This window comes from Gluconobacter albidus (genome assembly GCF_002005485.1).
GTDB classification, from domain to species: Bacteria; Pseudomonadota; Alphaproteobacteria; order Acetobacterales; family Acetobacteraceae; genus Gluconobacter; species Gluconobacter albidus.
The window spans coordinates 55,533-79,271 of the sequence record NZ_CP014689.1 but is presented as its reverse complement, the minus strand read 5'-3'; the positions used below and the strand labels follow the sequence as shown (position 1 = coordinate 79,271).

Sequence of the window (23,739 nt, the reverse complement as noted above, 5' to 3'; positions counted from 1 at the left end):
TGCGGGACGCATAACCGGAATATCGTCAGGACTGGACCGCATCCAGAAGGATTTTTCCCAGACTGTCACAAATGCCCGGCGGGTGACCCTTGATGGAGAAAGCCACGCCCAGAACCAGCCCCGTCGTCTCGACGCTGCTCTGGGGGATCGACACCGCGACGCCTCCGACACCGCTGATGAGGGTGCCCTGATCCGTCGTGTATCCGGCACTTCTGGCGCGGGCGATATTTTCAAGCAGGATTTCGGAGTGACGCCTTGGTCTTTTTTTCTGCAGGACGCCGTTGATGGTTTCGTCAGGGCAGCCGGCCAGGATCATGGTGGCACCGGGGCCGAAACCCAGTGGCACCCGGCCGCCCACACCCTGTGTCAGAGAGGGTATTATTTCGTCCCCAAAATAAGCGTCGATGCAGATCGCGCAGTCGTTGGAGCGGGCGAGAAGGAAAGCGGCGTCGTTTTCCCGCAGGGGCAGTCCCGCAATGACGCGGCGCAGACGGCGACTGTGGATCAGGTGGAACTGTGTCTCCGTCAGGTGAAACTGTCCGGCTGGAGCGAGAATATAACGTCTCGTCTGTGGGACGCGGGTGACGAGATGTTCCTGCATCAGGGAGGCCAGAAGCCGGTGTGTGGTGGCTTTTGGAAGTTCGCAGAGTGTGGCCAGATTTCCCAGTTCCTCCCCGCTTATACCGGAAGAGGACAGCGCTTTCAGGATACAGGCTGCCTTGCGAACTGCGTTTTTCGATTCGTTTCGCATCTGCCGTTCCACCATTTGGAATTCTTTGAAAGATTAATCCAAGACGATTGATTCTGTCAGTCTATTTCAACAATCTCGTATCGGAATCGTTATGAGAAATTCCTGAAGGCATCAGGAACTCCGCGAAAGGGAAGTTCAATGAGGTCAGTGTGTTGTGGTCCCGGCATAGATAAAAAACGTCTTCTTACAACGCGTAAGATGGCGCTTCTGATGACCGGTCTTGCAGGAATTCTGCCTGAATTTTCAGCCGCAGCCCCATCTCCGGCCACGACGGAGACCCCGGCGACCAGAACCACGAAGACCTCGGTTCTCAAAACGGCGCGCAAGCCCGTTGAGGTTGCCAGCAAGGAGGATGAGCAGGTCATTGTAACGGGTACGCGTGATCCGCATCAGACTGCCCAGAAGAGCATCAGCCCCATCGTCGTGATTTCAGCGAAACAGTTGCAGCAGACGGGACAGGCCGATCTGCGGGATGCGCTGATCCAGATGGCGCCGTCCATGACGCGTTCGAACATGAATATCGGCAATTCGAACATGACGGATGCGATACAGCTTCGGGGCCTGACGCCCAACCAGACGCTGGTTCTGGTCAATGGCAAGCGCCGTCATACGACGTCGGTGATGACCGACTATACCGGGCCGCAGCAGGGTTCGATCCCGGTCGATATCGACATGATCCCCGTCTCCGCGGTGGATCACATCGAAATTCTTCAGGATGGTGCGGCAGCGCAGTATGGGTCCGATGCGATTGCGGGTGTGGTCAACATCATCCTCAAGCATTCCGCACATGCCCTGACGGCGCAGGCCATCAATGGCGGTTACTATGCGGGCGACGGATTTACGTCAGGGGAATCTTTCAACTGGGGCACCGACCTTGGAAAAGGACGAGGTTTCTTTGATCTGAGCGCCGAATACAAATACATGGACCACACCGACCGTGGCGGCAGGGACAACCGTACGGGCGATTACGACAACCATATCATGGGCAATCCGCGTCAGATGCGCGAGACGCTTTCCTATAATATGGGCTATCATATTACCGATAATATTCAGGCTTATTCCTTCGCGTCCTTTGGGCACGTCAACGGGGAAAGCTACCAGAACTATCGTCTGCCGACCGTTCTGCCCGAAGTCTATCCCAACGGATTTTCGCCTCAGATCACGCTGGCGCAGAACGATTACAGCTTCACTGGCGGTTTCAAGGGCAAGTTCGTCGGCTGGGACTGGGATGTCAGCACGACCTATGGCGGCAACGTGGCCGATGTCGGCATGTTCGATACGGTCAATCCCGATCTGTACAAGGCGACAGGTCATACGCCGACCCGTTTTTATCCCATGATGACCTTCAATGACACACAGTGGACGACCGATGCGGGCATTCGTCGCGGCTTCGATGTTCCGCTTCTGGCGGGGCCGCTGAATTTCGCACTGGGCGCGCAGTACCGTTACGACACCTACCAGGTGGGTGCGGGTGAGCCGGCGTCTTATTACGGTGGTGGTCCTTCCGCCGATGATGGTCTCTCCCCCATGTCGGCGTCCAAGAATTTCCGCGACGTAACGGCGGGATATATGGATCTGTCCACACAGTTGATGAAGGGGTGGCAGCTCGATCTTGCCGGGCGCGTCGAGCACTATACGGATGTCGGCAATACCGAGACCGGCAAGGCGTCGATGCGTTACGACATCAATCCGATGTTCGGCCTGCGCGGGACGATCAGCAACGGGTTCCGCGCTCCGACGCTGGCCGAGGAGCATTATTCCAACATGGGGGTCTCCCCCACTGGCGCTTCGGGAATTCTGCCCGTTTCCTCAGCCGCTGCGCGACTTCTGGGCTCGCGTCCTCTGCGGCCCGAGCGGTCCATGAACTATTCCGCCGGGATCGTGATCAATCCGCTTCCGCGCATGCATATCAGTGTGGATGTCTATCAGATTTCCCTGCGTAACCGCATCACGCTGGGAGGCGTCTATAATGGTCAGACAGCCATTGATGCGCTGGAAGCCGGTGGGTTCGGCCTGCCGGGCGGGTTGATCCCCGAGGATGTGACGGCACAGTATTTCGCCAATACGGCCAATACCCGCACACGCGGTATGGACATCAGCGCCAATTACGAAACGCCTTTCGGAAGGTTTGGCACCGTCAACTGGGATGTTGCGATCAATCTCAACGACCCGGTCATCACCCGCACGGCCACGGACGGAAACGGAAATTCCCTGCTGAATGCGCTCTATCGCGGGTTCCTCACGAGCTACACGCCGCACAGCAAGGAAATCATCGGCGGGACATGGCGCAAGGGCAAATGGTCGGTCGCGATCCATGAAATCCATTACGGCAACGTGGTTTCGCAACAGCAGTATGTGACCGGCCCCTATGCCTATTCCAACACGGTCTATCTTCCCTTCAACAACGGGGCGAACCAGCAGACGAACATTCTCGTAGGCTACCAGGTTTCGCCGCAATGGCGCCTCTCGCTGGGGGCCAACAATCTTTTCAATGCCAAGCAGCCCATCGTGCCGAAGAACACGAATTACCTTGGAGTGCAGCGTTATAATTTCGATGTCCAGCAGATCGGATTCAATGGCGGATACTACTTCTTCCAAATCAACTACAGCATGAAATAACGTCTTTACAGGCGGGAGAAGCCGAATGCCGGATGTTGTTGTCATCGGATGTGGAATCAGTGGCGCGGCCACGGCCTGGGAACTTGCGAAAGCCGGCCGGTCCGTCACCCTTGTGGATCAGTACGGACCGGCCTCCATGGCCAGCGGATGGACGCTGGCCGGGGTCCGGCAGTCGGGGCGTCATCCTGCCGAACTGCCGCTGGCCATGGAAGCGGTGAAAATCTGGCAGGGGCTGGATGAGGCGCTTGAAGCGTCCACCGGCTATACCCAGAAGGGTAATCTCAGGATTGGTCTGATCCCCGAAGATCTGCCTGCCTTGCAGGTCATTGCGAAGGAGGGTCAGGCGGCGGGCCTGTTTGTTGAGGTTCTTTCGGACGCACAGGCCGTTCGCGATATCGCCCCCGCCCTGTCTCCCGCGATTGCCGGTGCGACATGGTGCCCGACGGACGGACATGCGGACCCGGACGCCACGGTGAATGCCTATGTCACCGCAGCCCGGCGGCTGGGCGTTGAGACCCTTTTTGGTGAGGCTGTGCTGTCTTTGGAGACGCGGAACGGCCGCATCTGTGGCGTGCGCACGGCCTCGCGAAGTATTCCGACGGGCGGTGTCGTGCTGGCGACGGGCATTCGCGGCAACGACCTTCTGGCGCCGTTCGGCTGCGCCCTTCCGGTCGATGTGAGGAACGTGACGGTTGTGCGGACACGGCCCCTCCCGCCCCTGCTCTCGCAGGTTCTGTCCGTTGCGAGTGCCTGCAATTCCGATGCGGCCTGTGCCGGGCGGCAGCAGCTGGATGGGGCGTTCCGCTTTACGAGCGGGATCAAAATCTGGGACGGCCTGATGCGCGAAGAGCGTGGCAGGCCGGTCGTTGTCCCGACTGTCGGCAGCCTGCTTGAAACCCTTCAGAGCTTTGGGGATGTCGTCCCTGCCGTTCGGGACGCGGAGATCGACGCGTACTGGTGCGGTCTTGTCGATCAGACCCCGGATGCGCTGCCGGTTCTGGACCATGTTCCGGGCGTGGAAGGGCTGGTCATGGCGCGGGGATTTTCCGGGCACGGGTTCTGTCTGGGGCCCCTCACCGGAAAGATCATGGCCGCCCTTGTTCAGGGCGAGGTGTCTGCAGTGGATATTTCCGCCTTTGCGTTCAGCCGTTTTTCCGCTCCGGCCGGGCTCTCCAGCGCTCCCGTGACGCTTCATGGGTAGTGGCAACATCCTGTATGTCCTGCGGCTGGGCGGGTTGAAACTCCTGCTGCTGCTTCTGGTCTCGATAGCGGGGTTCGTGCTGCTGCATCTCGCGCCGGGTGATCCCCTCTCACAGTTCACGCTCGCGCCCGGCATGACGGCGGAGCGGCTTGCGCAGATCGCGCATGGCATGGGGCTCGACCAGCCTTTGTGGCGGCAGTACCTGCACTGGCTGTACGGTATCATGACGGGCGACTGGGGGCGCTCTTTCCGGGATCAGGCTCCGGTTCTGGGCATCATTGTCTCGCATCTGGCCGCGACCGTGGAACTCGGGCTGGCGGCGCTGATGATCTCGTTCACGCTCGGGGTGGGCATGGGGCTGCTGGGGGCTTTGCGGTCCGGGCGGGTTCTGGACGATGTGACGTCCGTTGTGTCCATCGTGCTGTTCTCGCTTCCGACCTTCTGGCTCGGGCTGGTGTTCATCTATGTTTTTTCCGTGCGCCTGCACTGGTTTCCGACGGGGAATGTCAGCAGTCCGGGGGATCGGTCTGTGGTCGGATATCTCAGGCATCTTGCGCTTCCGGCGCTGACGCTCGGGCTGGTTTCCGTGCCCGTCTGGAGCCGTTACATGCGCACATTCGCCGGAGAAATCCTGAAGCAGGACCAGATCCGGACGGCACGCGCCCTGGGTCTGTCTTCCGGTCGCATCATCGTGCACCGCCTGTTGCGGGGCGCGCTCCTGCCCATGATTCCGGTGGCGGGGATCTATCTGCCGACGCTGCTCAGCGGCGCGCTTGTCACGGAGACGGTGTTCAGCTGGCCGGGTATCGGGCGTCTGTTCCTCGATAGTCTTCAGTACCGCGACTATCCTGTTGTCATGGGTGTTCTGATGTTCAGCGCCATTCTTGTTCTGCTCAGCAGCACGCTGGCGGAACTGGTGCATCATGCGGCCGATCCGAGGCTGAGGGCATGACGATGCGGCTTCCTTCGGTTCTGCGACGCCTGCTGTCCCATCCGCGCGGAATGGTGCCTGCGTTCTATGTGCCTGCCACTATCGTGCTGTGCGCGATTGGCCCGTGGCTTCTGCCTTTCGGGGAGCTGCATGTCGATCTCTATCATCGTTTCCTCCCGCCGCTGGGCGACGGGCATCTTCTTGGGACGGATGAAATAGGGCGGGATGTTCTGAGCCGGGTTCTGATGGGGGGGCGGGTTTCGCTTCTGGTCGGGGTGGTTTCGACCGCGATCAGCACCCTGATCGGTACGACGGTGGGGATCGTTGCCGGGTATCATGCCGGTCTGTCGCGCTTCCTGATCACGACCGTGATTGACGCCGTTTTGTGTTTTCCGGTGGTGTTTCTGCTGCTGACGCTTGCGGCCGTCCTGCATCCGGGGATCGGGACGATCATCGGGATCATCACGCTGGTCAGCTGGATGGAAGTTGCCCGCGTCGCGCAGGCCCAGACCCGTATCGTGCGGCAGCAGGATTATGTGACGGCCGTGGTCGCCATGGGGGCGGGAGACGCTCAGGTTCTGTTCCGCGAAATCCTTCCCAACATCCTTCCGGCCATCATCGTCAGCGCGACGCTCAACATCGCCCGGGCCATCCTGCTGGAATCCTATGTGAGTTATCTGGGATACGGCATCCAGCCGCCTGATGCGAGCTGGGGAAACCTGCTGAACAATGCCCAGGAATATCTGGAATCCGATCCCTGGCTTGCCATCATCCCTGGTGCGGTGATTGTTCTGACGGTTGTCATGTTCAATCTGCTGGGAGATGCGCTGCGGGATGCGATTGATCCAGCGAGGCGCGGCTCATGACCCGGAAGACGACCTCTCCCCTCCTGAGCGTTTGTAACCTCACCGTCAGTTTCGGCGGCCCGGATATCGTGGACGATCTGTCGTTCGAGATCGGGCATGGTGAGATCGTGGCGCTTGTTGGCGAGAGCGGGTCTGGGAAAAGTGTCGGCTCCCTGGCGGTCATGGGGCTACTGGAGAATGCGGACATCCGGGGTTCGGCCTGTCTGGCGGGCGCGCAGGGGGCCGGGGGGGACACCGAACTTGTCGGTCTTCCCGCCCGCCAGATGCGGGCTTTGCGGGGACGGCGGATTTCCATGATCTTTCAGGATCCCCTGTCCAGTCTGGACCCTCTTCAGACGATCGGAAGCCAGATCCGGGAGGTTCTGAAGGCCCATACGCCCCTGAAAGGGCCGGCCCTGCGCGCACGGGCGATCGCCCTTCTGGAGCAGGTCGGGATTGTCGATCCGGAAGGCTGTCTGACGCTGTTGCCCCAGCGGCTTTCCGGCGGGATGCGGCAGCGTGTCATGATCGCTCTGGCCATTGCGGCGGAGCCTGATCTGCTGTTTGCGGACGAGCCCACGACCGCGCTCGATGTCACGGTACAGGCGCAGGTTCTGCGCCTTCTGAAGGGACTGCGCGACCAGACGGGGATGGCCATGGTGTTCATCACGCATAATCTGGCCGTCGCATCCGCCATCGCCGATCGGGTGATCGTTCTCTATGCCGGTCAGGTGGTGGAGGATGCTCCGGCGGAGGTGTTTTTTCGGCGACCCGCCATGCCCTACAGCCGGGCGCTGCTGTCTGCCGCGCCACGGCTTGAGGCGGTCATGGGGGGATATGGCCATCTCGAAGCGCCGCGTGGGCAGGTGCCCTCGCCGGGGCAGAGAGGAACGGCCTGCCGCTTTGCCAGCCGCTGCGACGATGTGCGGGAGGGGGTCTGTCTGGCTGCCATGCCGCCGCTTGTTTCCATCGCAGGACCCGGAGAGACAAACCATACTGTTCGCTGTGCCCGCTGGGAGGAGCTTGCACCATGACCACGGCTGTTCTGAGTGTGCGCGGGCTTTCGAAAACCTATGTCCAGCGGAAGGGTCTGTTCGGCGCGGTGAAGGAGACGCATGCGGTCAGGAATGTCTCGTTCGATGTGGGACGCGGCGAAATCCTGGGGCTTGTGGGGGAGTCGGGGTCGGGGAAGACGACCGTGGGGCGCATGGCCATGCGTCTTCTGGAGGCGACATCGGGGCAGGTTGTGCTGTCGGGGACGGATATCACGGCCTATTCGCAGGCCCGTCTGCGGGCTGTGCGGCGCAAGATGCAGCTTATCTTTCAGGACCCTTCGGCCTCGCTGAATCCCCGACAGACGATCGGCCGCATTCTCAGGACGCCACTGGCGCTGCGCGGGATCGACAACGATCAGGAAATTCTCGAGACGCTCGCGCTCGTGGGGATGTCGCCCGATATCCTGAACCGCACGCCTGCCATGTTTTCGGGCGGGCAGAGGCAGCGGCTGAGCATTGCGCGCGCGCTTTTGATGCAGCCGGAGCTTCTGGTGGCCGATGAGGCCGTGTCTGCCCTGGACGTCTGTGTTCAGGCGCAGGTGGTCAATCTGTTCGTGGACCTGCGGGACCGGCTGGGGCTTTCCGTCCTGTTTATCGGGCATGATCTGGCGGTTGTGGGCGTGGTCTCCGACCGGGTGGGGGTGATGTATCGGGGGGTGCTGGTGGAAGTGGCCAGAACGGCGGATCTCTTCCGCCGTCCGCGCCATCCCTATACGGCGCAGCTTCTCGCGGCGGCCCCCCGGCATGGCGCTCCGCTGCCGCCGGAGCCCGCGCCCTCACAGGTTTCACGGGCGGCGGAGGGGTGCGTTTTTGCGTCGCTCTGCGCTCACATGACGTCCGAATGTCTCAGCAGGCAGCCGGACCTCAGCGAGGTCGGCCCAGCGCATCAGTCGGCCTGTCTTCGGACAGAGCTGCATCTGGGCGGTGTTTGAATGTTCATGACAGCAAAGGACAAGTGTTATGGGACCTGAAGTCAAAGCCATCATCACCGATCAGCTTCCTCCCGAGAGCGCGGATGTCGTCATTGTCGGCGGCGGGATCGTGGGTGTCAGCACGGCCTATGCGCTCGCCAGACGGGGCGTTTCGGTGGTCCTGTGCGAGAAGGGGCATGTCGGCGGGGAGCAGTCCAGCCGTAATTGGGGATGGGTGCGCCGCAATGGGCGCGATCCGCGCGAGCTGCCGCTGATGATGGAGAGCTTCCGGCTGTGGAAGGAATTTTCCGACAAAAAGATCGACACGGGATTTACCGCCTGTGGTGTGCTGTCGGTTGCGAAGACGGCGGCGGATCAGGCGCGGCACGAGAAATTCGTCGCTGACGCGCAGCCCTATCAGATCGGCAGCCGTGTGGTGAGCGGGCGGGAGATCAGCACCATCCTTCCCGGTCTGGTCGGGACGTTCAGGTCCGCGCTTTACAATCCCACGGATGGCAGGGCCGAGCCGCAGCGTGCGGCCCCGCTCATTGCGCTGGCGGCACGCGAGATGGGGGCGAGCATCGTGCAGAACTGCGCGGTGCGCGGCATCGACAAGGAGGGCGGGCGCATCTGCGGTGTGGTGACGGAGCTGGGCTATATCCGCACGAGCCAGGTGGTCGTGGCCGGCGGCGCGTGGTCCCGGCTTTTCTGCGGCAATCTGGGTGTGTCCCTGCCGCAGATGAAGGTCCTGTCCTCGGTCTGCCGGACGGCGCCCGTTCAGGGACTTCCGGATGTTTCGGCGTATCTGGGCTCCGTGGCTTTCCGTAAACGCGATGACGGGGGCTATAATATTGCGCCCAGCGTCGGGCTGAGCGTGCCGATCGTGCCGGACATGTTCAGGCTCGGGCTGCAATATCTTCCGGCCTTCCGCGCCGAGCGCAAGGCTGTCTCGCCCCGTCTCGACAACCGCTTCCTGACCGAACTCCTGACGCCGACGCGGTGGGACCTCGACATGCCGACGGCTTTCGAGAAAACCCGGACCCTCGATCCGCGTCCCAACGTCAAGCTGACGCGCTCCATGGTGGCGAAGCTGGAGGCGTTCTTTCCTTCGGTCGGGCATATTCCGGTCCTGCAGCACTGGGGCGGCCTGATCGACGTTGTACCTGATGCCGTGCCGGTCATTGATACGCTGTCTTCAGTGCCCGGACTGACCATTTCCACCGGGTATTCGGGGCACGGGTTCGGCATCGGTCCGGGGGCCGGGCAGCTCACCGCCGATCTGGTGACGGGGGCGACGCCTGTGGTGGACCCCACGCCGTTCCGCCTCTCCCGCTTTACGGACGGCACGCCCATCCGGCTGATCGGCGGTTTCTGAGGGATGGCAGGCTCTTTTCAGCTTTCCCGCCGCCAGAGCCTGACCCTTGGGGCCGGGTTTCTGGGGCACCTGACGCGTGCGGCACTGGCTCCGCGACAGGCCGTGGCCGCCGATGTCCCGGTTACGACGGGGGGCGATGCGCCGTCCAGCCAGAGGCAGGTCATTGTCGGGCTGTCCCAGGAGCCGACCGTTTTTCATCCGCTTCTGCCGCATATCGAAGTGGATGACGGGGTTCTGATGAACCTGTTCAGCCCGCTCTGGCGGATCAATGCCAAAGGCGCGTTCATCCCGGATCTGGTGACGGTCATTCCGTCTCTTGAAAACGGGGACATTTCCCCGGATGGCAGGACCTGGCGCATCCGGCTGAGGGGCGATGCGCTCTGGCATGACGGGCAGCCTGTTACGGCAGGCGACGTGCTGTTCACGCTCCAGACCCTTCGGGACCCCGCCTTCCCGGCCTATACCCGAAGCGGCTTCGACCTGATCGACCATGTCGAGCAGACCGGACCTCTTGAGCTGAGCTGGCATATGCGTGAACCCTACGCGCCGTTCCATGCTGTGCTTGCAAGCGCGATGATCGTGCCCTCGCATCTGCTGAAGGGCAAAACGGATGTGTCCGCGTTTTCGCGCGCGCCTGTCGGTTCGGGGCCGTTCCGGTGGGGAGAGCGGATTCCGTCCGAAGAGATCCGCCTGAAGGCCAATCCGCATTACCATCTCCCCAAAGCGGAGATCGAGGATGCGATCATCCGCTATATTCCCGATCTGACGGTGATGTTCACGCAGTTCGAAACCGGCGAGATCGACTATCTCGGGATGCAGGGCATTCTTCCGGACCGCTATCCACAGGCCAGGACCCTTCAGAACCGGACCATCATTCAGGCCCCCCAGCCTTTTGTGGAGGGGCTCGCTTTCAACATGGGGCGGCCCTGTTTTCAGGATCTGGCGGTCCGTCAGGCGATCTATGAGGCCATCGACAAGGAGACCATGCTCAAAACCCTTTTTCAGGGCATCGAGATTCCGACGGAATCCTTTCTGCCTGCCGAATCTCCCTTCTTTGACCCCGACCTGCCCCCGCACCGGTTTGACCCGGATGCCGCGGCGGAAAAGCTTGAACGCGCGGGATGGCGCAAAAACCGGGATGGGGTCCGGTCGCGTAACGGGCTTCGGCTGGAATTCACGAATGCGACCACGTCAAGCAATGCCCTGCGCACGCAGGCACAGGAAATCATCCAGCAGTATCTGTCTGATATCGGCATCATCATGCGGATCGAAGACCGTCCGGCAGCCGTAATGTGGGGGCGTTACTGGGTCCATTCCGAATTTGACAGTGCGCTTGTGTCCGTGGACTACATGACCGGGTCCGATCCGGATGCTTCCAGTTTCTTCATGTCCACGGCGTCTCCCGCAAAAGGCGGCCGCGGCCAGAATGTGTTCCAGTACGCCAATCCGGACGTGGACAGACTGTTTCAGGAAGGAAACAGAACATTCGACCGCACGGCCCGCATCCGCTGCTATCGGCGGATCCAGCAGATCCTGCGGAACGATCTGCCGATGCTGCCTTTTTATCAGATCAATAATATCGAAGGCATCAAGGACACTCTTGCGGGGTATGAGAGCAACGTCAATGTCCGTTCCAATCTGTGGAACCTGTCCGGATGGCACTGGACATGACGCTGCGCGGCCGTGTTCAGTAGAGGTCTTCTTCCGAACAGCTGATTGACAGTTCGGCAACATTGGCGGTGTTCGGCAGATCCAGAACAGCGAGGATCATGCGCGCGATATCGTCCGGCTGCGTCATCTCAGCATCGTCTTTGGACGTGATGCTCCGGGCCATATCGGTAGCGACAAAGCCGGGGCAGACAGCTGTTGCCCGGATTCCGTCTGCCCAGCCTGTTTTCTTGATGCTGTGTGCGAGGGCAACAGCCGCATGCTTGGTGATGGCATAGGGGCCGGAGAGCGCCGATTTGACGCGTTTTCCGGACAGGGAAGCCAAAATGATGACACGTCCCCTTTTGCAGGCCTTGAGAAACGGCCATGCCGCCTGCACGAGCCGGATCGGCGAGCGCAGGTTCACCGTCAGCATCGTGTCCATGTCATCGTCGCTGATATCGACAATCGACGCAGGGATCATGACGCCGGCATTCGCGATCAGCGCGTCGATCCGGCCATAATGGGCTAGTGTTGCGTCGACCCAGTCTTTTTCCTGGTGCCGTTTCGCATCGAATTCATGCACGAAAAGGCCGGGACCGGGCGGCAGGGATGCAATATCGCGCACGCCGGCGCTGACGCGCCAGCCTGTCTGCCGCAACTGTTCGGAGAGAATTTTTCCAATGCCGCGATTGGCGCCGGAAATCATGACGACGCGGCTGGCTGGGGCTTCATTCATGAGGAACTCCGTATTTCCTGAGGGCGTGACCCGAAATAGCAGTGACAGGGCAGTGCATTCGATGTGAAACTGAAATGATAGCCACTGACCGGGATAATGTAATGCTGTTTGATGAACTGTCGGTTCAGAAATTCCATTTCAGGGTCCTGATCGCCGGGGCATGCGGCATTTTTACGGATGGTTATGTTCTGGGCTCCATCAGCCCTGCCCTCCCCAGTCTGACTTCGGAATTACATCTCGGTCCGCATCAGACCGGCCTGGTTGCGTCCGCGCCTCTGGCCGGGCTTCTGGTCGGGAGCCTGCTGGCCAGTCCGGTTCTCGACAGGATCGGGCGCAGGATTCCTTTTGCGTTCGATATGATGGCTTTTGTTGTGCTCGCGCTTCTTCATGCGCTTGTCTCGGATCTGGCCAGCCTGCTTGTCCTGCGATTCATTATCGGGTGTCTGCTGGGTTTGGATTACGTGGCGGGCAAGCTGTATGTGAGCGAGTTCCTCCCCTCGGCATCCCGCGGCAGGCTGATGAGCTGGCTGAGCGTGGCGTGGGTTGGTGGATATACGTCCGCTTACGCCATTGGATATGTCCTGCATCTCGCATGGCCGCAGGGGACGTGGAAAATGATTTTCATCAGCGCGGCCGTCCCTGCGCTTTGTGCTGCGGTTCTGCGCTACGGGATGCCGGAATCCATTCTGTGGCTTGTATCCCAACGCCGCTCTGGGGAGGCCCGGAAGATCGCAGACCGGCACTTCGGTGCCGTGGATCTTCCTGCCCGGGGTTCTGGAGACTCCGTTTCCGGCAGGACGGGCGTCATGCGGCGCATGGTCTTGCTATTCTCCGGAGTTCAGGGACGGCACAGTCTTGGCGCGACAGTTTTCTATGTCCTGCACAATGTGCCCTATCTGGTCCTGAGTGCTTTTCTTCCGGATGTCCTGCGCAGGGCGGGGCTGCATGATCCTTTCAGAAGCGGGCTGTTCTATGACGCGCTGCTTGTGAGCGGGTCCGTCATCGGATTATGGATCGTTGACCGTTTCAGGCGCCGTTCGCTGATGATGGGCAGTTTTATCCTTCAGGGGAGCTGTCTTTTTCTCATCAGCCTGTTTGATCCGCCGCCTTTCATCACGCTCACGCTTCTGACGGCTTTTGGCTTCATTCTCACGGCGGCAGATTGCCTGACCTATGTCTATCCGCCGGAGGTTTTTCCGACGGATCTGCGGGCGACGGGGGTCAGCCTGATGGTGTCCAGCAGCCGTCTTGTCGCGACAGTCAGCACCGCGCTCTTTCCGGCAGCGATCGCGGCTTATGGTCTGTCGGCCACTCTGGAGGCGATTGCCGTTCTTTTGTTCGCAGGCGCAGTGATCTGCGGGATCTGGGCGCCTGAAACGCAGGGGAAAAATCTCTCCGCGTGAAGAGAGAAAAGCCTCAGGTCCTGTAGATATTCGTGAAGAGGTTTCTGAGGGCGGGCTCCGTTTTCGTCAGCAGGGCGTGGCGCAGCATTTCGGCCATTTCGAGCGGCAGGCGTCCGAATTCCCGCCGACGCGACACGAGTGTCAGACGTCTGTGGAAGCCTCCGACAGGCAGAGGGTGAACGGACAGTCCTTCTGTTGGGTCGTAGCCCGCTTCGTTCAGGCATAGCGGCGTGGAGATGGCGACGCTGCCATTGCGGCAGGCAGCCAGAACGCCGGAGGGGAGATCGAATTCCTGTCCCAGGGCCACATCAATGCGCAGGCGGCGTAAAAAACGTTCGATTTCGGCACCGGATCTGGAGCGGAGGGAAAAACGCGCGAAGGGCGCGTTTGTTAGGAGCGTTTCCAGACTGTCGCGGCTTTCGGGTGGGGGTGTTCCGCTGGGGGTGACGAGGACGTAGGGCTCTTCGAACAGGGGCCAGCGTTCCAGGCCGGGAACGTCTTCAAGGTCATCGACGCCAATGATGAAGTCGATCTGACGGGTCAGGAGGGCGGCGGCATGGGACTCCGTCAGGCCGGCAAGCACGACGAGATGTTCCACCCGCTCCTGCATGAAGGCTGAGAAGTCCTTCAGAATGGCGCGGGACAGGGAGTCGACAATTCCGATCCGGAGATGCGAGACGCGTCCTTTCTGCATTTCGCGCATGCGCCATGAAATCTGATGCATTTCAGAAATGAGATTTCCGGCGTACTGGCGCAGGACCGTTCCGGCGGCGGTCAGGGCAAGGGGACGGACGCTGCGATCGAACAGGGTCACGCCAACCCGGCTTTCGAAATCCGCGATGGTTTGCGAGACGGCGGGTTGCGTGATCCCCAGACTGCGCGCGGCTGCTGCCATGCTGCCCTTGTCGCAGACAGCGAGGAAGACGCTCAGGGCATTGACGTCGAAAGGCGGGAGACTGGGCGCCACGGGCATACCATAAGGAAAAATTATATTACCGTCCGGAATGCTCACCCTATGCTGTCCCTATTCCCTGGAGCAAGGTGCAGATGTCCGGCGAGCGCTATTCAGTTTTCTCCCTTTTGCGCGAAACGCTCCGTGGCCATAGCGGCTGGAAACCGGCATGGCGCAAGGCGGCTCCGCAAAAAACCTATGACATTGTCATCGTGGGCGGCGGCGGGCACGGACTGGCGACGGCATATTATCTCGCGCGGCGTTATGGTCTGACCAGAATTGCCGTTGTGGAAAAGGGGTGGATTGGGGGCGGAAATGTCGGGCGCAACACGACGATCGTTCGGTCCAATTATCTTCTTTCCGGGAATATTCCGTTTTACGAACAGTCCATGAAGCTCTGGGAAGGGCTGGAACAGGATCTCAATTACAACGCGATGGTCAGCCAGCGCGGCGTTCTCAACCTTCTGCATAACGATGCACAGCGCAATGCTGCCATCCGGCGGGGCAATGCCATGCGCCTCAACGGGGTGGATGCCGAACTGCTGGACCGGGAGGCCGTGCGGGCCAGACTGCCGTTTCTGGACTTCGGGAATGCACGCTTTCCCATTCAGGGCGGTCTTTTGCAGCGGCGTGGCGGGACGGTCCGGCATGATGCTGTTGCGTGGGGGTATGCACGGGCTGCCGACCGGCTGGGGGTCGATATCATCGAGAACTGCGAAGTTACGGGCATCCGGGTTCATGACGGGCGGGTTCTGGGGCTGGAGACGACGCGTGGATTTGTGGGGGCGCGGAAGGTCGGTCTGGCCTGTGCGGGAAATTCATCCCGCGTGGCGGCGATGGCCGGGTTGCGGCTGCCGATTGAAAGCCATGTGCTTCAGGCCTTCGTGAGCGAGGGGCTGAAGCCTTTCATCGACTGTGTCGTAACGTTCGGGGCCGGGCATTTTTACGTCAGCCAATCCGACAAGGGCGGCCTTGTTTTTGGCGGGGATATCGACGGGTACAATTCTTATGCCCAGCGCGGAAATCTGCCTGTTGTGGAAGACGTGCTGGAAAGCGGCATGGCGCTGATGCCCCGTATCGGGCGCGTCAGGCTGCTGCGACAGTGGGGGGGCATCATGGACATGTCCATGGATGGCAGCCCGATCATTGATCGGACCTCCGTGGCGGGGCTCTACCTGAATGCGGGCTGGTGTTACGGCGGGTTCAAGGCCACCCCTGCGTCCGGACTTTGTTTTGCGCATCTGCTGGCGCGCGACGAGCCCCATGAGGTGGCGCGGGCCTATCGGCTCGACCGGTTCGGCATGGGGGCGCTGATCGACGAAAAAGGCATGGGCGCGCAGCCCAACCTGCATTGAGGAGCGTGGCATGAGACTGACCTGCCCGCATTGCGGTTCGCGCGGTCTGGAAGAATTTTCCTATCGCGGGGATGCGACGGTCCAAAGGCCCGCGCTGGAGGCGCCGGAGGAGGACTGGGTTGCCTATGTATATCTGCGGGACAATCCCTGCGGAGCGCATCGGGAGCTCTGGTATCATGGCGCTGGCTGCCGGGCCTGGCTCGTGGTGGAGCGCGATACCCTTACCCATGTCGTTCACAATGTGCGTGCGGTTTGCCGGGAGGAGACGCCATGAGCGGGTTGCGGGTTGCGGGGCGGGGCCGAAAGGCACGCCGGACGTTCCGTCATGGCGCGGGTAACGGTCTCGAGACGGGGCGGCAGATCAGGTTTACGTTTGATGGAAAATCCTATCTGGGCCATCCGGGCGATACGCTGGCCTCTGCCCTTCTGGCCAATGGCGTGCGTCTGCTGGGCCGGTCGTTCAAATATCATCGCCCGCGAGGGCTGCTCAGCGCCGGGCCGGAAGAGCCCAATGCTCTTGTCGAGTTGCGGCAGGGTGCGGCGCGCGAACCCAATACGCGCGCAACCGTAGCAGAAATTTTTGACGGGCTGATCGCCTCCAGCCAGAACCGCTGGCCCGGTCTGGCGCTGGATGTTCTGGGGATAAACGGTTTTTTTTCGCCCGTTTTCACGGCGGGGTTTTACTACAAGACGTTCATGTGGCCCGCATCGTTCTGGGAAAAGGTTTACGAGCCGCTGATCCGTCGTGCGGCCGGGCTTGGGCGGGCGGCGGACGCGGCTGATCCCGACCGGTATGAGAAGATCACGGCATTCTGCGATGTGCTGGTTGTGGGGGCCGGGCCTGCGGGCCTGTCTGCTGCGCTGGCTGCGGCGGAAAGTGGCGTTCAGGTCATTCTCTGTGAACAGGATGCTCTTCCAGGCGGCCGTCTGCGCGGGGAGCGCACCCTGATTGACGGGCGTCCCGGCTGGATGTGGGCGCAGGATGCGCACAGACGTCTCGCGGGCATGACCAATGTGCGGATCATGACCCGGAGCTGTGTTTTTGCACGGTATGACGGGGGAACATATGGCGTGCTGGAGCGGGTCTCCGACCATCTGCCCGCGCCGCGGGAGGGGCAGCCGCGCCAGCGGATGTGGCGCGTGGTGGCGGAGCACTGCGTGGTCGCGACGGGAGGGATCGAGCGGCCGATCGTTTTTCCGAACAATGACCGCCCTGGCATCATGCTCGCGGCAAGTGTGCGGACCTATCTCCATCGCTTTGGTGTAATTCCGGGTCATCGGGCCGTCGTTTACACCAATAACAGTGACGGTCTGCGGACAGTTGCCGATCTGCATCATGCGGGCGTGCGGGTCGTGGCCATTGTGGAAGCCGGGACGTCCACGGCCGCGCAGGATCTGGCGCGCCAGACCGGGACAGTGCTTTTTTCGGGTGCAACGATCGCCAATACATTCGGGAGGCTGGGTGTGACGGCGGCGGTCATCCGGGACGCTCACGGCAAGGAACACCGGGTAGGCTGCGATCTGATTGCCGTTTCCGGCGGATGGTCGCCCGATATTGCCCTGACGACCCATCAGGGCGCGCGACCCGTCTACCGGGACGATCTTGCTGCGTTTGTTCCCGCTCAGGGGGTCGGCGGGAGTGATCTGCATGTGGTGGGAGTTGCGGCAGGCGTGATGACGGACCGGGGGGCGTTTGAGAGCGGGCTGCGCGCCGGATATCTGGCGTCCGGGGGGGTCTCCGGGGCAGTCTCCGGGGCGGACGGGAGCGGGAAGATGCGTCTGCCGGATGTGAACGATGCGGCTTATGACATCACCCCTGTCTGGCAGGGGCCGGGGACGGGAAACCTGCCGAGCGCGGGGAAGGCGTTTGTTGATTTCCAGAACGACGTCACGGCCAGGGACATCCGGCTGGCCGCGCAGGAAGGCTTTCAGTCGGTCGAGCATCTCAAACGCTATACGACGCTTGGCATGGCCACCGATCAGGGCAAAACGGCGAATGTGAATGCCCTCGCCATGCTGGCGGACATCACCGGGCGAAGCATTTCGGAAACCGGGACGACGCTGATCCGCCCGCCCGTGCAGCCCGTGGCGCTCGGCGCGCTGGCGGGCGCGCATCGTGGTAGGCATTTCAGACCCTTCCGCCTTCCGCCAACCCATCGCTGGGCGGAAGAACACGGCGCCGCGTTTGCGGAAAACGGGTTGTGGCTCCGCGCGCAGTGGTATCCGCGACCGGGAGAAACGCACTGGCTTGAGACGGTCAATCGCGAAGTGGAGACGGTCCGGAACAGGGTCGGGTTCTGCGACGTGAGCACGCTGGGGAAAATCGACCTTCAGGGGCCGGATGTCCGGGTCTTTCTGGACCGTCTGTACGTCAATGGCTGGCAGAAGCTGCCGGTCGGGCGCGCGCGCTACGGGCTGATGCTGCGCGAGGACGGCTTTGTGTTCGATGACGGGACAACGGCGCGGCTGGGCGAAAACCACTATGTCATGACCACGACGACCGCAAAGGCCGCCAGTGTCATGCAGCATCTGGAATTCTGCCATCAGTGTCTCTGGCCAGAGCTGGATGTCCAGTTCATCTCCGTCACGGATGAATGGGCGCAGATCGCGGTTGCGGGGCCAAACTCCCGCGATGTGATGAGACAGATCGTGGATCCGGACTTTGACCTTTCCAACGCGGCTTTCGGCTTCATGGCGGCTGCGGACGTGACAGTTTGCGGAGGCTTGCGCGCGCGTCTGTTCCGGCTGTCATTTTCCGGCGAGCTGGCTTACGAAATCGCTGTTCCCGCCCGGTATGGAGATGCTCTGGCGCGCAGGCTGATGCAGGCAGGCGCGCCTTATGGAATTGCTCCTTACGGCACGGAAGCCCTGGGGGTGATGCGGATTGAAAAGGGTCATCCGGCTGGTGCGGAACTGAACGGACAGACCACGGCGCATGATCTGGGAATGGGGCGTCTGCTGTCCGGCAGAAAGGATTTCATCGGACGACGTATGGCGGACCGTGCGGCGCTGCGCGATCCTGCGCGTCCCACATTGGTCGGGTTGAAGCCGCTGCGGGCGGATGCGCCACTGGTTTGCGGGGCGCATCTCCTGCCGAGAGGGGCAGCCGCGACGGCGGCTTCCGATCAGGGGTGGATTGCCTCTTCGGCGTGGTCGCCAACCGTGGGGGCGTGGATTGGGCTCGGCTTTCTGCAGAACGGTCCGGCCCGTCTGGGGGACGTTGTGGCGGTTCATAACCCGCTTGCCGGAACGGTGACGGAGGCCGTTGTCGTTTCACCCGTTTTTGTCGATCCGCAGGGAGAGCGCCTTCATGGCTGACATTTTACGCCCGGCGTCTCCGGTGAAACAGGCGCGCGTTACGATTGGCGATCTGGGTCTTGCCCTCCTGCCGCAGAAGGATCTGGTCAGTATCGGCCCTTTTCGGGGGCAGGCTGACGCCGTGAGTGCCACGGTAAAAGCCGCTTTGGGCGTCAGTCTGTCCAGCGGTTTTCAGGAACAGGACAGTCCGGAAGGCTATGCTGTTTTCAGGGCGGGACACAGTCAGTGGTTCTGTCGCGGACCGGAAGGCGGGATGCTGGAGGCGCGACTGGTGGCGCTTTGTGAAGGCCGGGCAGCAGTCACGGATCAGAGCGACAGTCGGGTCAGATTCTCCCTGTGTGGCCCTGGTGCGGCGGCCATTGCGGCAAAGCTCGTGCCCGTGGATCTTCGGGCGTCCGCTTTCGGCAAAAGTTACGTTGCCCTGACGCTTGCAGGGCACATCCCGGTCATTCTGACCTGCCGGGAGGCGTTGCTGGAATACGAATTTCTGGTGCCCCGGAGTCTCGCGCAGAGCCTGTTCGACGATATTCATATCGCCATGAAGGGCGGGATTCCGGGTTCTGACCCTGTCTGCAGCCGTGCAGACAAAAGGGATTACTTTATTCCCAGTGGGGAAATGGATCCGCGAGATGATCGTAATGCCAGGGCATGAACACCTCGTCCTGTGAGGGCGGGACAAGGCAGTCGTCCAGAGCCGCGCGGATGCCCGCTTCGTCCATTCCGGCGCCTATGAAGACGAGTTCCTGACGGCGGTCTCCGTAAATGTCGTCCCAGTAGCCTGCGAGTGTGGCGCGCCATGCCGCGTCGTCCGGCCAGTTCTGATGGGGAACGCTGGCCCACCAGCGTCCGGCAGCCTGATGGCGGGCCAGAGCGCCTGCGATGCTCAGGTCGCCAACCCAGTCCGGTCGTGTTGCGAGCCAGAAATAGCCTTTGACCCGGACGACACCCTCCCATGACTGTTCGATGAAAGCGGCGAAAGCTTCCGGATTGAAGGGGCGTTTGGCCCGGTAGACGAAACTGGTGATGCCATATTCCTCAGTCTCGGGGCGATGTTCGGCATGACCGTGCAGTTCCCGGAACCAGGTCGGGTGCTGGTGCGCGCGGTCGAAGTCGAAAAGACCCGTATTCAGGATCTGGTCCGGCGCAACCTGGCTCTGGCGTGTTTCGATGAGCTTCGCATCTGCGTTCAGGGAGCGGATGATCAGTCGGGCCGCCTCTGCCTGTTCAGGCGAGGCCGTATCCATCTTGTTGAGGATGATGACATCCGCAAACTCGATCTGATCGACGAAGAGATCCACGAGCGCGCGTTCGTCGTCCTCTCCCGCTACTTCACCCCTGTCCCGCAGAAAATCGGTCGAGCCATAGTCCCGGAGCAGGTTCACTGCATCCACGACCGTCACCATCGTATCGAGGCGCGCGATGTCGCTCAGGCTGCGCCCGTCCTCGTCGCGGAATTCGAAGGTTGCGGCCACAGGGAGAGGCTCGGCAATGCCAGTGGACTCGATCAGGAGATAATCAAACCGCTTTTCCTGCGCCAGCCGGTCCACTTCCGTCAGAAGGTCGTCGCGCAGGGTGCAGCAGATGCATCCGTTGGTCATTTCGACCAGTTTTTCGTCTGTTCGCGAGAGGTTGCTGCCCCCATTGCGAACGAGATCCGCATCAATATTCACATCGCTCATGTCATTGACGATGACGGCAACTTTCAGCCCTGCACGGTTATTGAGGACATGATTGAGAAGCGTTGTCTTGCCGGCCCCCAGAAAACCGGAAAGGACAGTCACGGGCAATCGGGTATCCGACATGTAGAGGAGATCCTTGGGACGTTGCAGCGGGTTGATCCGCCCTCATTATTTGATATGATATAACATATCAATGATAAGGGAAATTGTCTGCGATGTCTGTCTGTCCGACACGCCGCCGTCTGGAGCGCCAGTTGCCGTTCGGTGGCATCCTGTCTGCGCATCGCAGCCTTGAGATGCACCGGATGGACGTGTCACCAGGCCTGAGGGCGGCAGCGTCAGCCTATCTTGTGACGGGGCCGCGTCTGCTCATGGCAAAGGGGGCTCTGTCGGAAATGGCCGCACAGCTTACTCCGCATTGCCCGGAGTCTGCGCGGCTTTTGATTCCGGACATGCTTGAGCTTGCGGAAGTTTACAGCGCGGTGTCCGGACACCGGAACCTGCGTGTCCGGCTGGAGAAAATCACCACGGACAGTTGCCGGAAATTCCACGTGGACTGTGTGGATCTGCGGCTGCTTCGCGCTTATGTCGGGCCGGGCGTTCAGTGGACTGCTGACGAGGGGCAGACTGTGCAGGAGGCTCCGACAGGTGCTGTTGTTTTCCTGAAGGGAAAGCATTTTCCGGGCTGGGACGAGGCGGAAAAAATTCTCCATCGCTCGCCCCCTCTCTTATGTCGACCGGTGCCGGAGCGTGTCCGGCTGCTTCTGACAATCGACGAAGCGAATGCCTGTGGGGATGCCGCGTTCGATATGGTTGCCTGAGGCTGATAAGAAGCGTTCTTATGTCTGGGTGACATCGACCCATTCCGCGCTGACGAGTTCTGCCAGACGGTCCGGTGTCAGGCAGACGGAACTGTTCCTGTCGCCTGCGGCGGGCCAGACGTTATCGAAGGCCCGCAGGGAGATGTCGCAGAACACGCGGACCGGCTGCGGCAGGCCGAAAGGACAGACGCCCCCGACCGGATGGCTTGTCAGTTGCAGCACCTCGTCCGCGGGCAGCATACGCGGCCGGTTTCCGAACGTGTCTTTCGTCTTGCGGTTATCCAGACGCCCCGTCCCGGCCATGACGACCAGAATCCGTTCCTCGCCCACTTTCAGCGCCAGCGTCTTGGCAATCTGTCCTTCCTGCACTCCGAGGGTCTGAGCGGCTTCCGCCACCGTCGCGGTGCTGTCTTCCAGTACGACGGGCTGGATATCGGGTGCGTTTGCCTCAAAAAACGCCTGCACGGAACTGCGGCTCATCTCTTGCTCCTCATGATGCGGGAAGACCGTTTGTAATCCGGTTTCAGGCGGATTTCACGTCACGGGCCAGGCCTGCATGCCGATCCGGGCGATTTCGAGCAGACGCTCCCGGGAAGCGCCGTCACGGGCCTGAACCGCCATGCCACGCAGCAGGGAGCCGTAGAAGGCCGCCAGAGCTTCGATATCGGTATCGGCTGGCAGGTCTCCCACGTCCTGCCCTTTTCGCAGACGGCTGGCCATGGCGTCTTCGGCCTGGGTCCGCTGACTGGTCAGAAGGTCGCGCAGGCGGGTCTGGTGCGGCGAGCACTGCGTCGCCGCGACCGAGATCATGCAGCCTGCTGGCCGGTCGGGGCGCGTGAATTCCACGGCGGCGGCGGTCGTCAAATCCCGAAAGACCGTACGCGTATCGGCGTCTTCACGCAGAATGGAGAGGAACCAGCCGCCTGCAACGCTCAGATAGGTCTCGATCACCTCGTGATACAGCGCCTCCTTGCTGCCGAAGGCGTTGTAGAAGCTGGAGGCGCTGATCTGCATGGCCGCGATCAGGTCGTCGAAGCTCGTGCCTTCATAGCCACGGTCCCAGAACAGGCGCATGGCGGCGCACAGGGCTTTCTGACGGTCAAAGGACTGAGGGCGGCCCCGCCCCCTCCGCTCGCCGGGTTCTTTTTTTGGTGTCATCGCTCCATAAATCCTTGAAACCGGAAATCCAAGCCTCATATGCCTTATGTTGGAGCGATCACTCCACATTTAAATCCTCTGGTTTTAACAAACCGGGCATGTGAAGCGCGCAGGCGTTCCAGCCCTTACAGACAGGCACATCTCCATGAGCAGACTTTCCGGAAAAGTGGCAATCGTGACCGGCGCATCCAAGGGCATTGGCGCGGGTATCGCCAAGGCGCTCGCCGAAGAAGGCGCGGCGGTCGTCGTCAATTACGCATCCAGCAAATCCGGGGCGGACGCCGTTGTTGCCGCCATTACGGGCAGCGGTGGAAAGGCGGTTTCCGTGCAGGGCGATGTCTCGCGCAAGGCGGATGCGCAGGCGATTGTGGAGACGGCAATCAGCCAGTTCGGCAGGCTGGATATTCTTGTGAACAATTCCGGTGTTTACGAATTTGCGTCGATCGACCAGATCACCGAAGAGCATTTCCACCGGCTCTTTAATATCAACGTTCTGGGCACGCTCCTGACCACGCAGGCCGCGGTAAAGCATCTGGGGGATGGCGGAAGTGTCATCAACATCAGTTCTGTCGTCTCGCGCATTACGCCGCCCGATCTGGCCGTCTATACGGGAACGAAGGGTGCGGTGGATGCCATAACCGGCTCCCTTGCGCGCGAACTCGGCCCACGAAATATCCGGGTCAATGCCATCAATCCGGGTCTGGTCGAAACGGAAGGAACCAAAGCGGCCAATGTCGTTGGTTCTGAGGCGGAACAGTTTATTGTTTCACAGACTCCCCTGGGACGCAGTGGCCAGGTGCAGGACATTGCCCCGCTTGCCGTGTTCCTTGCCTCCGACGAAGCCCGCTGGCTGACTGGCGAGACACTCATCGCGTCCGGCGGCCTGCGGTAAGGTCCGATATTGACCCGGCGGAGTTCTGCCGGGTCATTTTTTTTGCTTGCCTCCCCTGCCGTACGAGACCTGCTGGCGACAGAGAAT

The 23,739-nt window shown here is 61.3% G+C and carries 21 protein-coding genes; 15 read left to right on the top strand and 6 right to left on the bottom strand.

Annotated elements, in window-relative coordinates; all coding sequences use genetic code 11:
- Window positions 1-25: 25 nt before the first annotated feature.
- A complete protein-coding gene (locus A0U94_RS00345) occupies window positions 26-751 on the bottom strand; it encodes a helix-turn-helix domain-containing protein (protein WP_158093543.1) in 726 nt (241 codons plus the stop codon).
- Between the two features lie 210 nt (window positions 752-961).
- Here A0U94_RS00345 and A0U94_RS00340 point away from each other — a divergent pair, with 210 nt between their 5' ends.
- Genes A0U94_RS00340 through A0U94_RS00305 form a run of 8 tightly spaced genes read left to right on the top strand, consistent with a single transcriptional unit; the run spans window position 962 to window position 11,359 of the window.
- Entirely contained in the window at window positions 962-3,370 is a 2,409-nt protein-coding gene (locus tag A0U94_RS00340; RefSeq protein ID WP_077803748.1) for a TonB-dependent receptor plug domain-containing protein, read from the top strand.
- Window positions 3,371-3,395: 25 nt separating this feature from the next.
- On the top strand, window positions 3,396-4,571 hold the full coding sequence (locus A0U94_RS00335; RefSeq protein ID WP_077802072.1) for an NAD(P)/FAD-dependent oxidoreductase: 1,176 nt from the start codon (window positions 3,396-3,398) through the stop codon (window positions 4,569-4,571).
- The gene (locus tag A0U94_RS00330) at window positions 4,564-5,523 is read left to right on the top strand and encodes an ABC transporter permease (protein ID WP_077802071.1); all 960 of its coding nucleotides are present in this window, start codon (window positions 4,564-4,566) and stop codon (window positions 5,521-5,523) included. The genes A0U94_RS00335 and A0U94_RS00330 overlap by 8 nt, the downstream gene beginning before the upstream one ends.
- Window positions 5,520-6,368: an ABC transporter permease gene (locus A0U94_RS00325; RefSeq protein WP_077802070.1), complete on the top strand. Its 849-nt coding sequence runs from the start codon at window positions 5,520-5,522 to the stop codon at window positions 6,366-6,368. The genes A0U94_RS00330 and A0U94_RS00325 overlap by 4 nt, the downstream gene beginning before the upstream one ends.
- Window positions 6,365-7,381 (top strand): ABC transporter ATP-binding protein, encoded by a 1,017-nt coding sequence (locus A0U94_RS00320; RefSeq protein ID WP_077802069.1) that lies wholly within the window; start codon window positions 6,365-6,367, stop codon window positions 7,379-7,381. The genes A0U94_RS00325 and A0U94_RS00320 overlap by 4 nt, the downstream gene beginning before the upstream one ends.
- Window positions 7,378-8,334, top strand: a complete 957-nt coding sequence (locus A0U94_RS00315) for an oligopeptide/dipeptide ABC transporter ATP-binding protein (RefSeq protein ID WP_062108281.1) — start codon at window positions 7,378-7,380, stop codon at window positions 8,332-8,334. Before A0U94_RS00320 ends, A0U94_RS00315 begins: the two co-directional genes overlap by 4 nt.
- Window positions 8,335-8,362: 28 nt before the next feature.
- Complete coding sequence (locus A0U94_RS00310; protein WP_077802068.1) at window positions 8,363-9,688, top strand: NAD(P)/FAD-dependent oxidoreductase; 1,326 nt, start codon at window positions 8,363-8,365, stop codon at window positions 9,686-9,688.
- 3 nt (window positions 9,689-9,691) lie between these two features.
- On the top strand, window positions 9,692-11,359 hold the full coding sequence (locus tag A0U94_RS00305) for a peptide ABC transporter substrate-binding protein (protein ID WP_077802067.1): 1,668 nt from the start codon (window positions 9,692-9,694) through the stop codon (window positions 11,357-11,359).
- Between the two features lie 16 nt (window positions 11,360-11,375).
- On the opposite strand, the gene A0U94_RS00300 is transcribed toward A0U94_RS00305, so the two are convergent.
- The gene (locus A0U94_RS00300) at window positions 11,376-12,074 is read right to left on the bottom strand and encodes an SDR family NAD(P)-dependent oxidoreductase (protein WP_077802066.1); all 699 of its coding nucleotides are present in this window, start codon (window positions 12,072-12,074) and stop codon (window positions 11,376-11,378) included.
- 101 nt (window positions 12,075-12,175) lie between these two features.
- Here A0U94_RS00300 and A0U94_RS00295 point away from each other — a divergent pair, with 101 nt between their 5' ends.
- Entirely contained in the window at window positions 12,176-13,477 is a 1,302-nt protein-coding gene (locus tag A0U94_RS00295) for an MFS transporter (RefSeq protein ID WP_167369327.1), read from the top strand.
- A gap of 13 nt (window positions 13,478-13,490) precedes the next feature.
- Here the strand turns inward: A0U94_RS00295 and A0U94_RS00290 are convergent, their stop codons facing one another.
- Entirely contained in the window at window positions 13,491-14,444 is a 954-nt protein-coding gene (locus tag A0U94_RS00290) for a LysR family transcriptional regulator (RefSeq protein ID WP_244178030.1), read from the bottom strand.
- A gap of 80 nt (window positions 14,445-14,524) precedes the next feature.
- Between A0U94_RS00290 and A0U94_RS00285 the strand changes: the two genes are divergently transcribed.
- Genes A0U94_RS00285 through A0U94_RS00270 form a run of 4 tightly spaced genes read left to right on the top strand, consistent with a single transcriptional unit; the run spans window position 14,525 to window position 19,754 of the window.
- Window positions 14,525-15,784 carry a sarcosine oxidase subunit beta family protein gene (locus A0U94_RS00285; RefSeq protein ID WP_077802064.1) on the top strand — a complete coding sequence of 420 codons (1,260 nt, stop codon included), beginning with the start codon at window positions 14,525-14,527 and terminating at the stop codon, window positions 15,782-15,784.
- Between the two features lie 10 nt (window positions 15,785-15,794).
- Complete coding sequence (locus A0U94_RS00280; RefSeq protein ID WP_062032322.1) at window positions 15,795-16,058, top strand: sarcosine oxidase subunit delta; 264 nt, start codon at window positions 15,795-15,797, stop codon at window positions 16,056-16,058.
- On the top strand, window positions 16,055-19,102 hold the full coding sequence (locus A0U94_RS00275; protein WP_077802062.1) for a sarcosine oxidase subunit alpha family protein: 3,048 nt from the start codon (window positions 16,055-16,057) through the stop codon (window positions 19,100-19,102). Before A0U94_RS00280 ends, A0U94_RS00275 begins: the two co-directional genes overlap by 4 nt.
- Window positions 19,095-19,754, top strand: a complete 660-nt coding sequence (locus tag A0U94_RS00270) for a sarcosine oxidase subunit gamma (protein WP_077802061.1) — start codon at window positions 19,095-19,097, stop codon at window positions 19,752-19,754. Before A0U94_RS00275 ends, A0U94_RS00270 begins: the two co-directional genes overlap by 8 nt.
- On the opposite strand, the gene zigA is transcribed toward A0U94_RS00270, so the two are convergent.
- Window positions 19,702-20,904 (bottom strand): zinc metallochaperone GTPase ZigA, encoded by a 1,203-nt coding sequence (gene zigA, locus A0U94_RS00265; RefSeq protein ID WP_077802060.1) that lies wholly within the window; start codon window positions 20,902-20,904, stop codon window positions 19,702-19,704. The genes A0U94_RS00270 and zigA overlap by 53 nt on opposite strands.
- A 92-nt stretch (window positions 20,905-20,996) precedes the next feature.
- Between zigA and A0U94_RS00260 the strand changes: the two genes are divergently transcribed.
- The gene (locus tag A0U94_RS00260; protein ID WP_077802059.1) at window positions 20,997-21,602 is read left to right on the top strand and encodes a DUF1826 domain-containing protein; all 606 of its coding nucleotides are present in this window, start codon (window positions 20,997-20,999) and stop codon (window positions 21,600-21,602) included.
- 18 nt (window positions 21,603-21,620) lie between these two features.
- On the opposite strand, the gene A0U94_RS00255 is transcribed toward A0U94_RS00260, so the two are convergent.
- Both A0U94_RS00255 and A0U94_RS00250 read right to left on the bottom strand, forming a co-directional pair.
- Window positions 21,621-22,082, bottom strand: coding sequence for a YbaK/EbsC family protein (locus tag A0U94_RS00255; RefSeq protein WP_062032307.1), 462 nt, complete (start codon window positions 22,080-22,082; stop codon window positions 21,621-21,623).
- A 54-nt stretch (window positions 22,083-22,136) separates the two neighbouring features.
- Window positions 22,137-22,760, bottom strand: a complete 624-nt coding sequence (locus tag A0U94_RS00250; protein WP_244178029.1) for a TetR/AcrR family transcriptional regulator — start codon at window positions 22,758-22,760, stop codon at window positions 22,137-22,139.
- 145 nt (window positions 22,761-22,905) lie between these two features.
- On the opposite strand from A0U94_RS00250, the gene A0U94_RS00245 reads away from it, so the two are divergent.
- Window positions 22,906-23,652, top strand: a complete 747-nt coding sequence (locus tag A0U94_RS00245; RefSeq protein WP_077802058.1) for an SDR family NAD(P)-dependent oxidoreductase — start codon at window positions 22,906-22,908, stop codon at window positions 23,650-23,652.
- Window positions 23,653-23,739 lie beyond the last annotated feature (87 nt).

Bases quoted from the DNA above. Each gene is read 5' to 3' on its own strand.
- A0U94_RS00300 (WP_077802066.1), bottom strand. From the start codon at position 12,074: ATGAATGAAGCCCCAGCCAGCCGCGTCGTCATGATTTCCGGCGCCAAT.
- A0U94_RS00345 (WP_158093543.1), bottom strand. From the start codon at position 751: ATGCGAAACGAATCGAAAAACGCAGTTCGCAAGGCAGCCTGTATCCTG.
- A0U94_RS00325 (WP_077802070.1), top strand. From the start codon at position 5,520: ATGACGATGCGGCTTCCTTCGGTTCTGCGACGCCTGCTGTCCCATCCG.
- A0U94_RS00260 (WP_077802059.1), top strand. From the start codon at position 20,997: ATGTCTGTCTGTCCGACACGCCGCCGTCTGGAGCGCCAGTTGCCGTTC.
- A0U94_RS00315 (WP_062108281.1), top strand. From the start codon at position 7,378: ATGACCACGGCTGTTCTGAGTGTGCGCGGGCTTTCGAAAACCTATGTC.
- A0U94_RS00305 (WP_077802067.1), top strand. From the start codon at position 9,692: ATGGCAGGCTCTTTTCAGCTTTCCCGCCGCCAGAGCCTGACCCTTGGG.
- A0U94_RS00270 (WP_077802061.1), top strand. From the start codon at position 19,095: ATGGCTGACATTTTACGCCCGGCGTCTCCGGTGAAACAGGCGCGCGTT.
- zigA (WP_077802060.1), bottom strand. From the start codon at position 20,904: ATGTCGGATACCCGATTGCCCGTGACTGTCCTTTCCGGTTTTCTGGGG.
- A0U94_RS00255 (WP_062032307.1), bottom strand. From the start codon at position 22,082: ATGAGCCGCAGTTCCGTGCAGGCGTTTTTTGAGGCAAACGCACCCGAT.
- A0U94_RS00275 (WP_077802062.1), top strand. From the start codon at position 16,055: ATGAGCGGGTTGCGGGTTGCGGGGCGGGGCCGAAAGGCACGCCGGACG.
- A0U94_RS00250 (WP_244178029.1), bottom strand. From the start codon at position 22,760: ATGACACCAAAAAAAGAACCCGGCGAGCGGAGGGGGCGGGGCCGCCCT.
- A0U94_RS00280 (WP_062032322.1), top strand. From the start codon at position 15,795: ATGAGACTGACCTGCCCGCATTGCGGTTCGCGCGGTCTGGAAGAATTT.
- A0U94_RS00330 (WP_077802071.1), top strand. From the start codon at position 4,564: ATGGGTAGTGGCAACATCCTGTATGTCCTGCGGCTGGGCGGGTTGAAA.
- A0U94_RS00340 (WP_077803748.1), top strand. From the start codon at position 962: ATGACCGGTCTTGCAGGAATTCTGCCTGAATTTTCAGCCGCAGCCCCA.
- A0U94_RS00320 (WP_077802069.1), top strand. From the start codon at position 6,365: ATGACCCGGAAGACGACCTCTCCCCTCCTGAGCGTTTGTAACCTCACC.
- A0U94_RS00245 (WP_077802058.1), top strand. From the start codon at position 22,906: ATGAGCAGACTTTCCGGAAAAGTGGCAATCGTGACCGGCGCATCCAAG.
- A0U94_RS00310 (WP_077802068.1), top strand. From the start codon at position 8,363: ATGGGACCTGAAGTCAAAGCCATCATCACCGATCAGCTTCCTCCCGAG.
- A0U94_RS00335 (WP_077802072.1), top strand. From the start codon at position 3,396: ATGCCGGATGTTGTTGTCATCGGATGTGGAATCAGTGGCGCGGCCACG.
- A0U94_RS00285 (WP_077802064.1), top strand. From the start codon at position 14,525: ATGTCCGGCGAGCGCTATTCAGTTTTCTCCCTTTTGCGCGAAACGCTC.
- A0U94_RS00295 (WP_167369327.1), top strand. From the start codon at position 12,176: ATGCTGTTTGATGAACTGTCGGTTCAGAAATTCCATTTCAGGGTCCTG.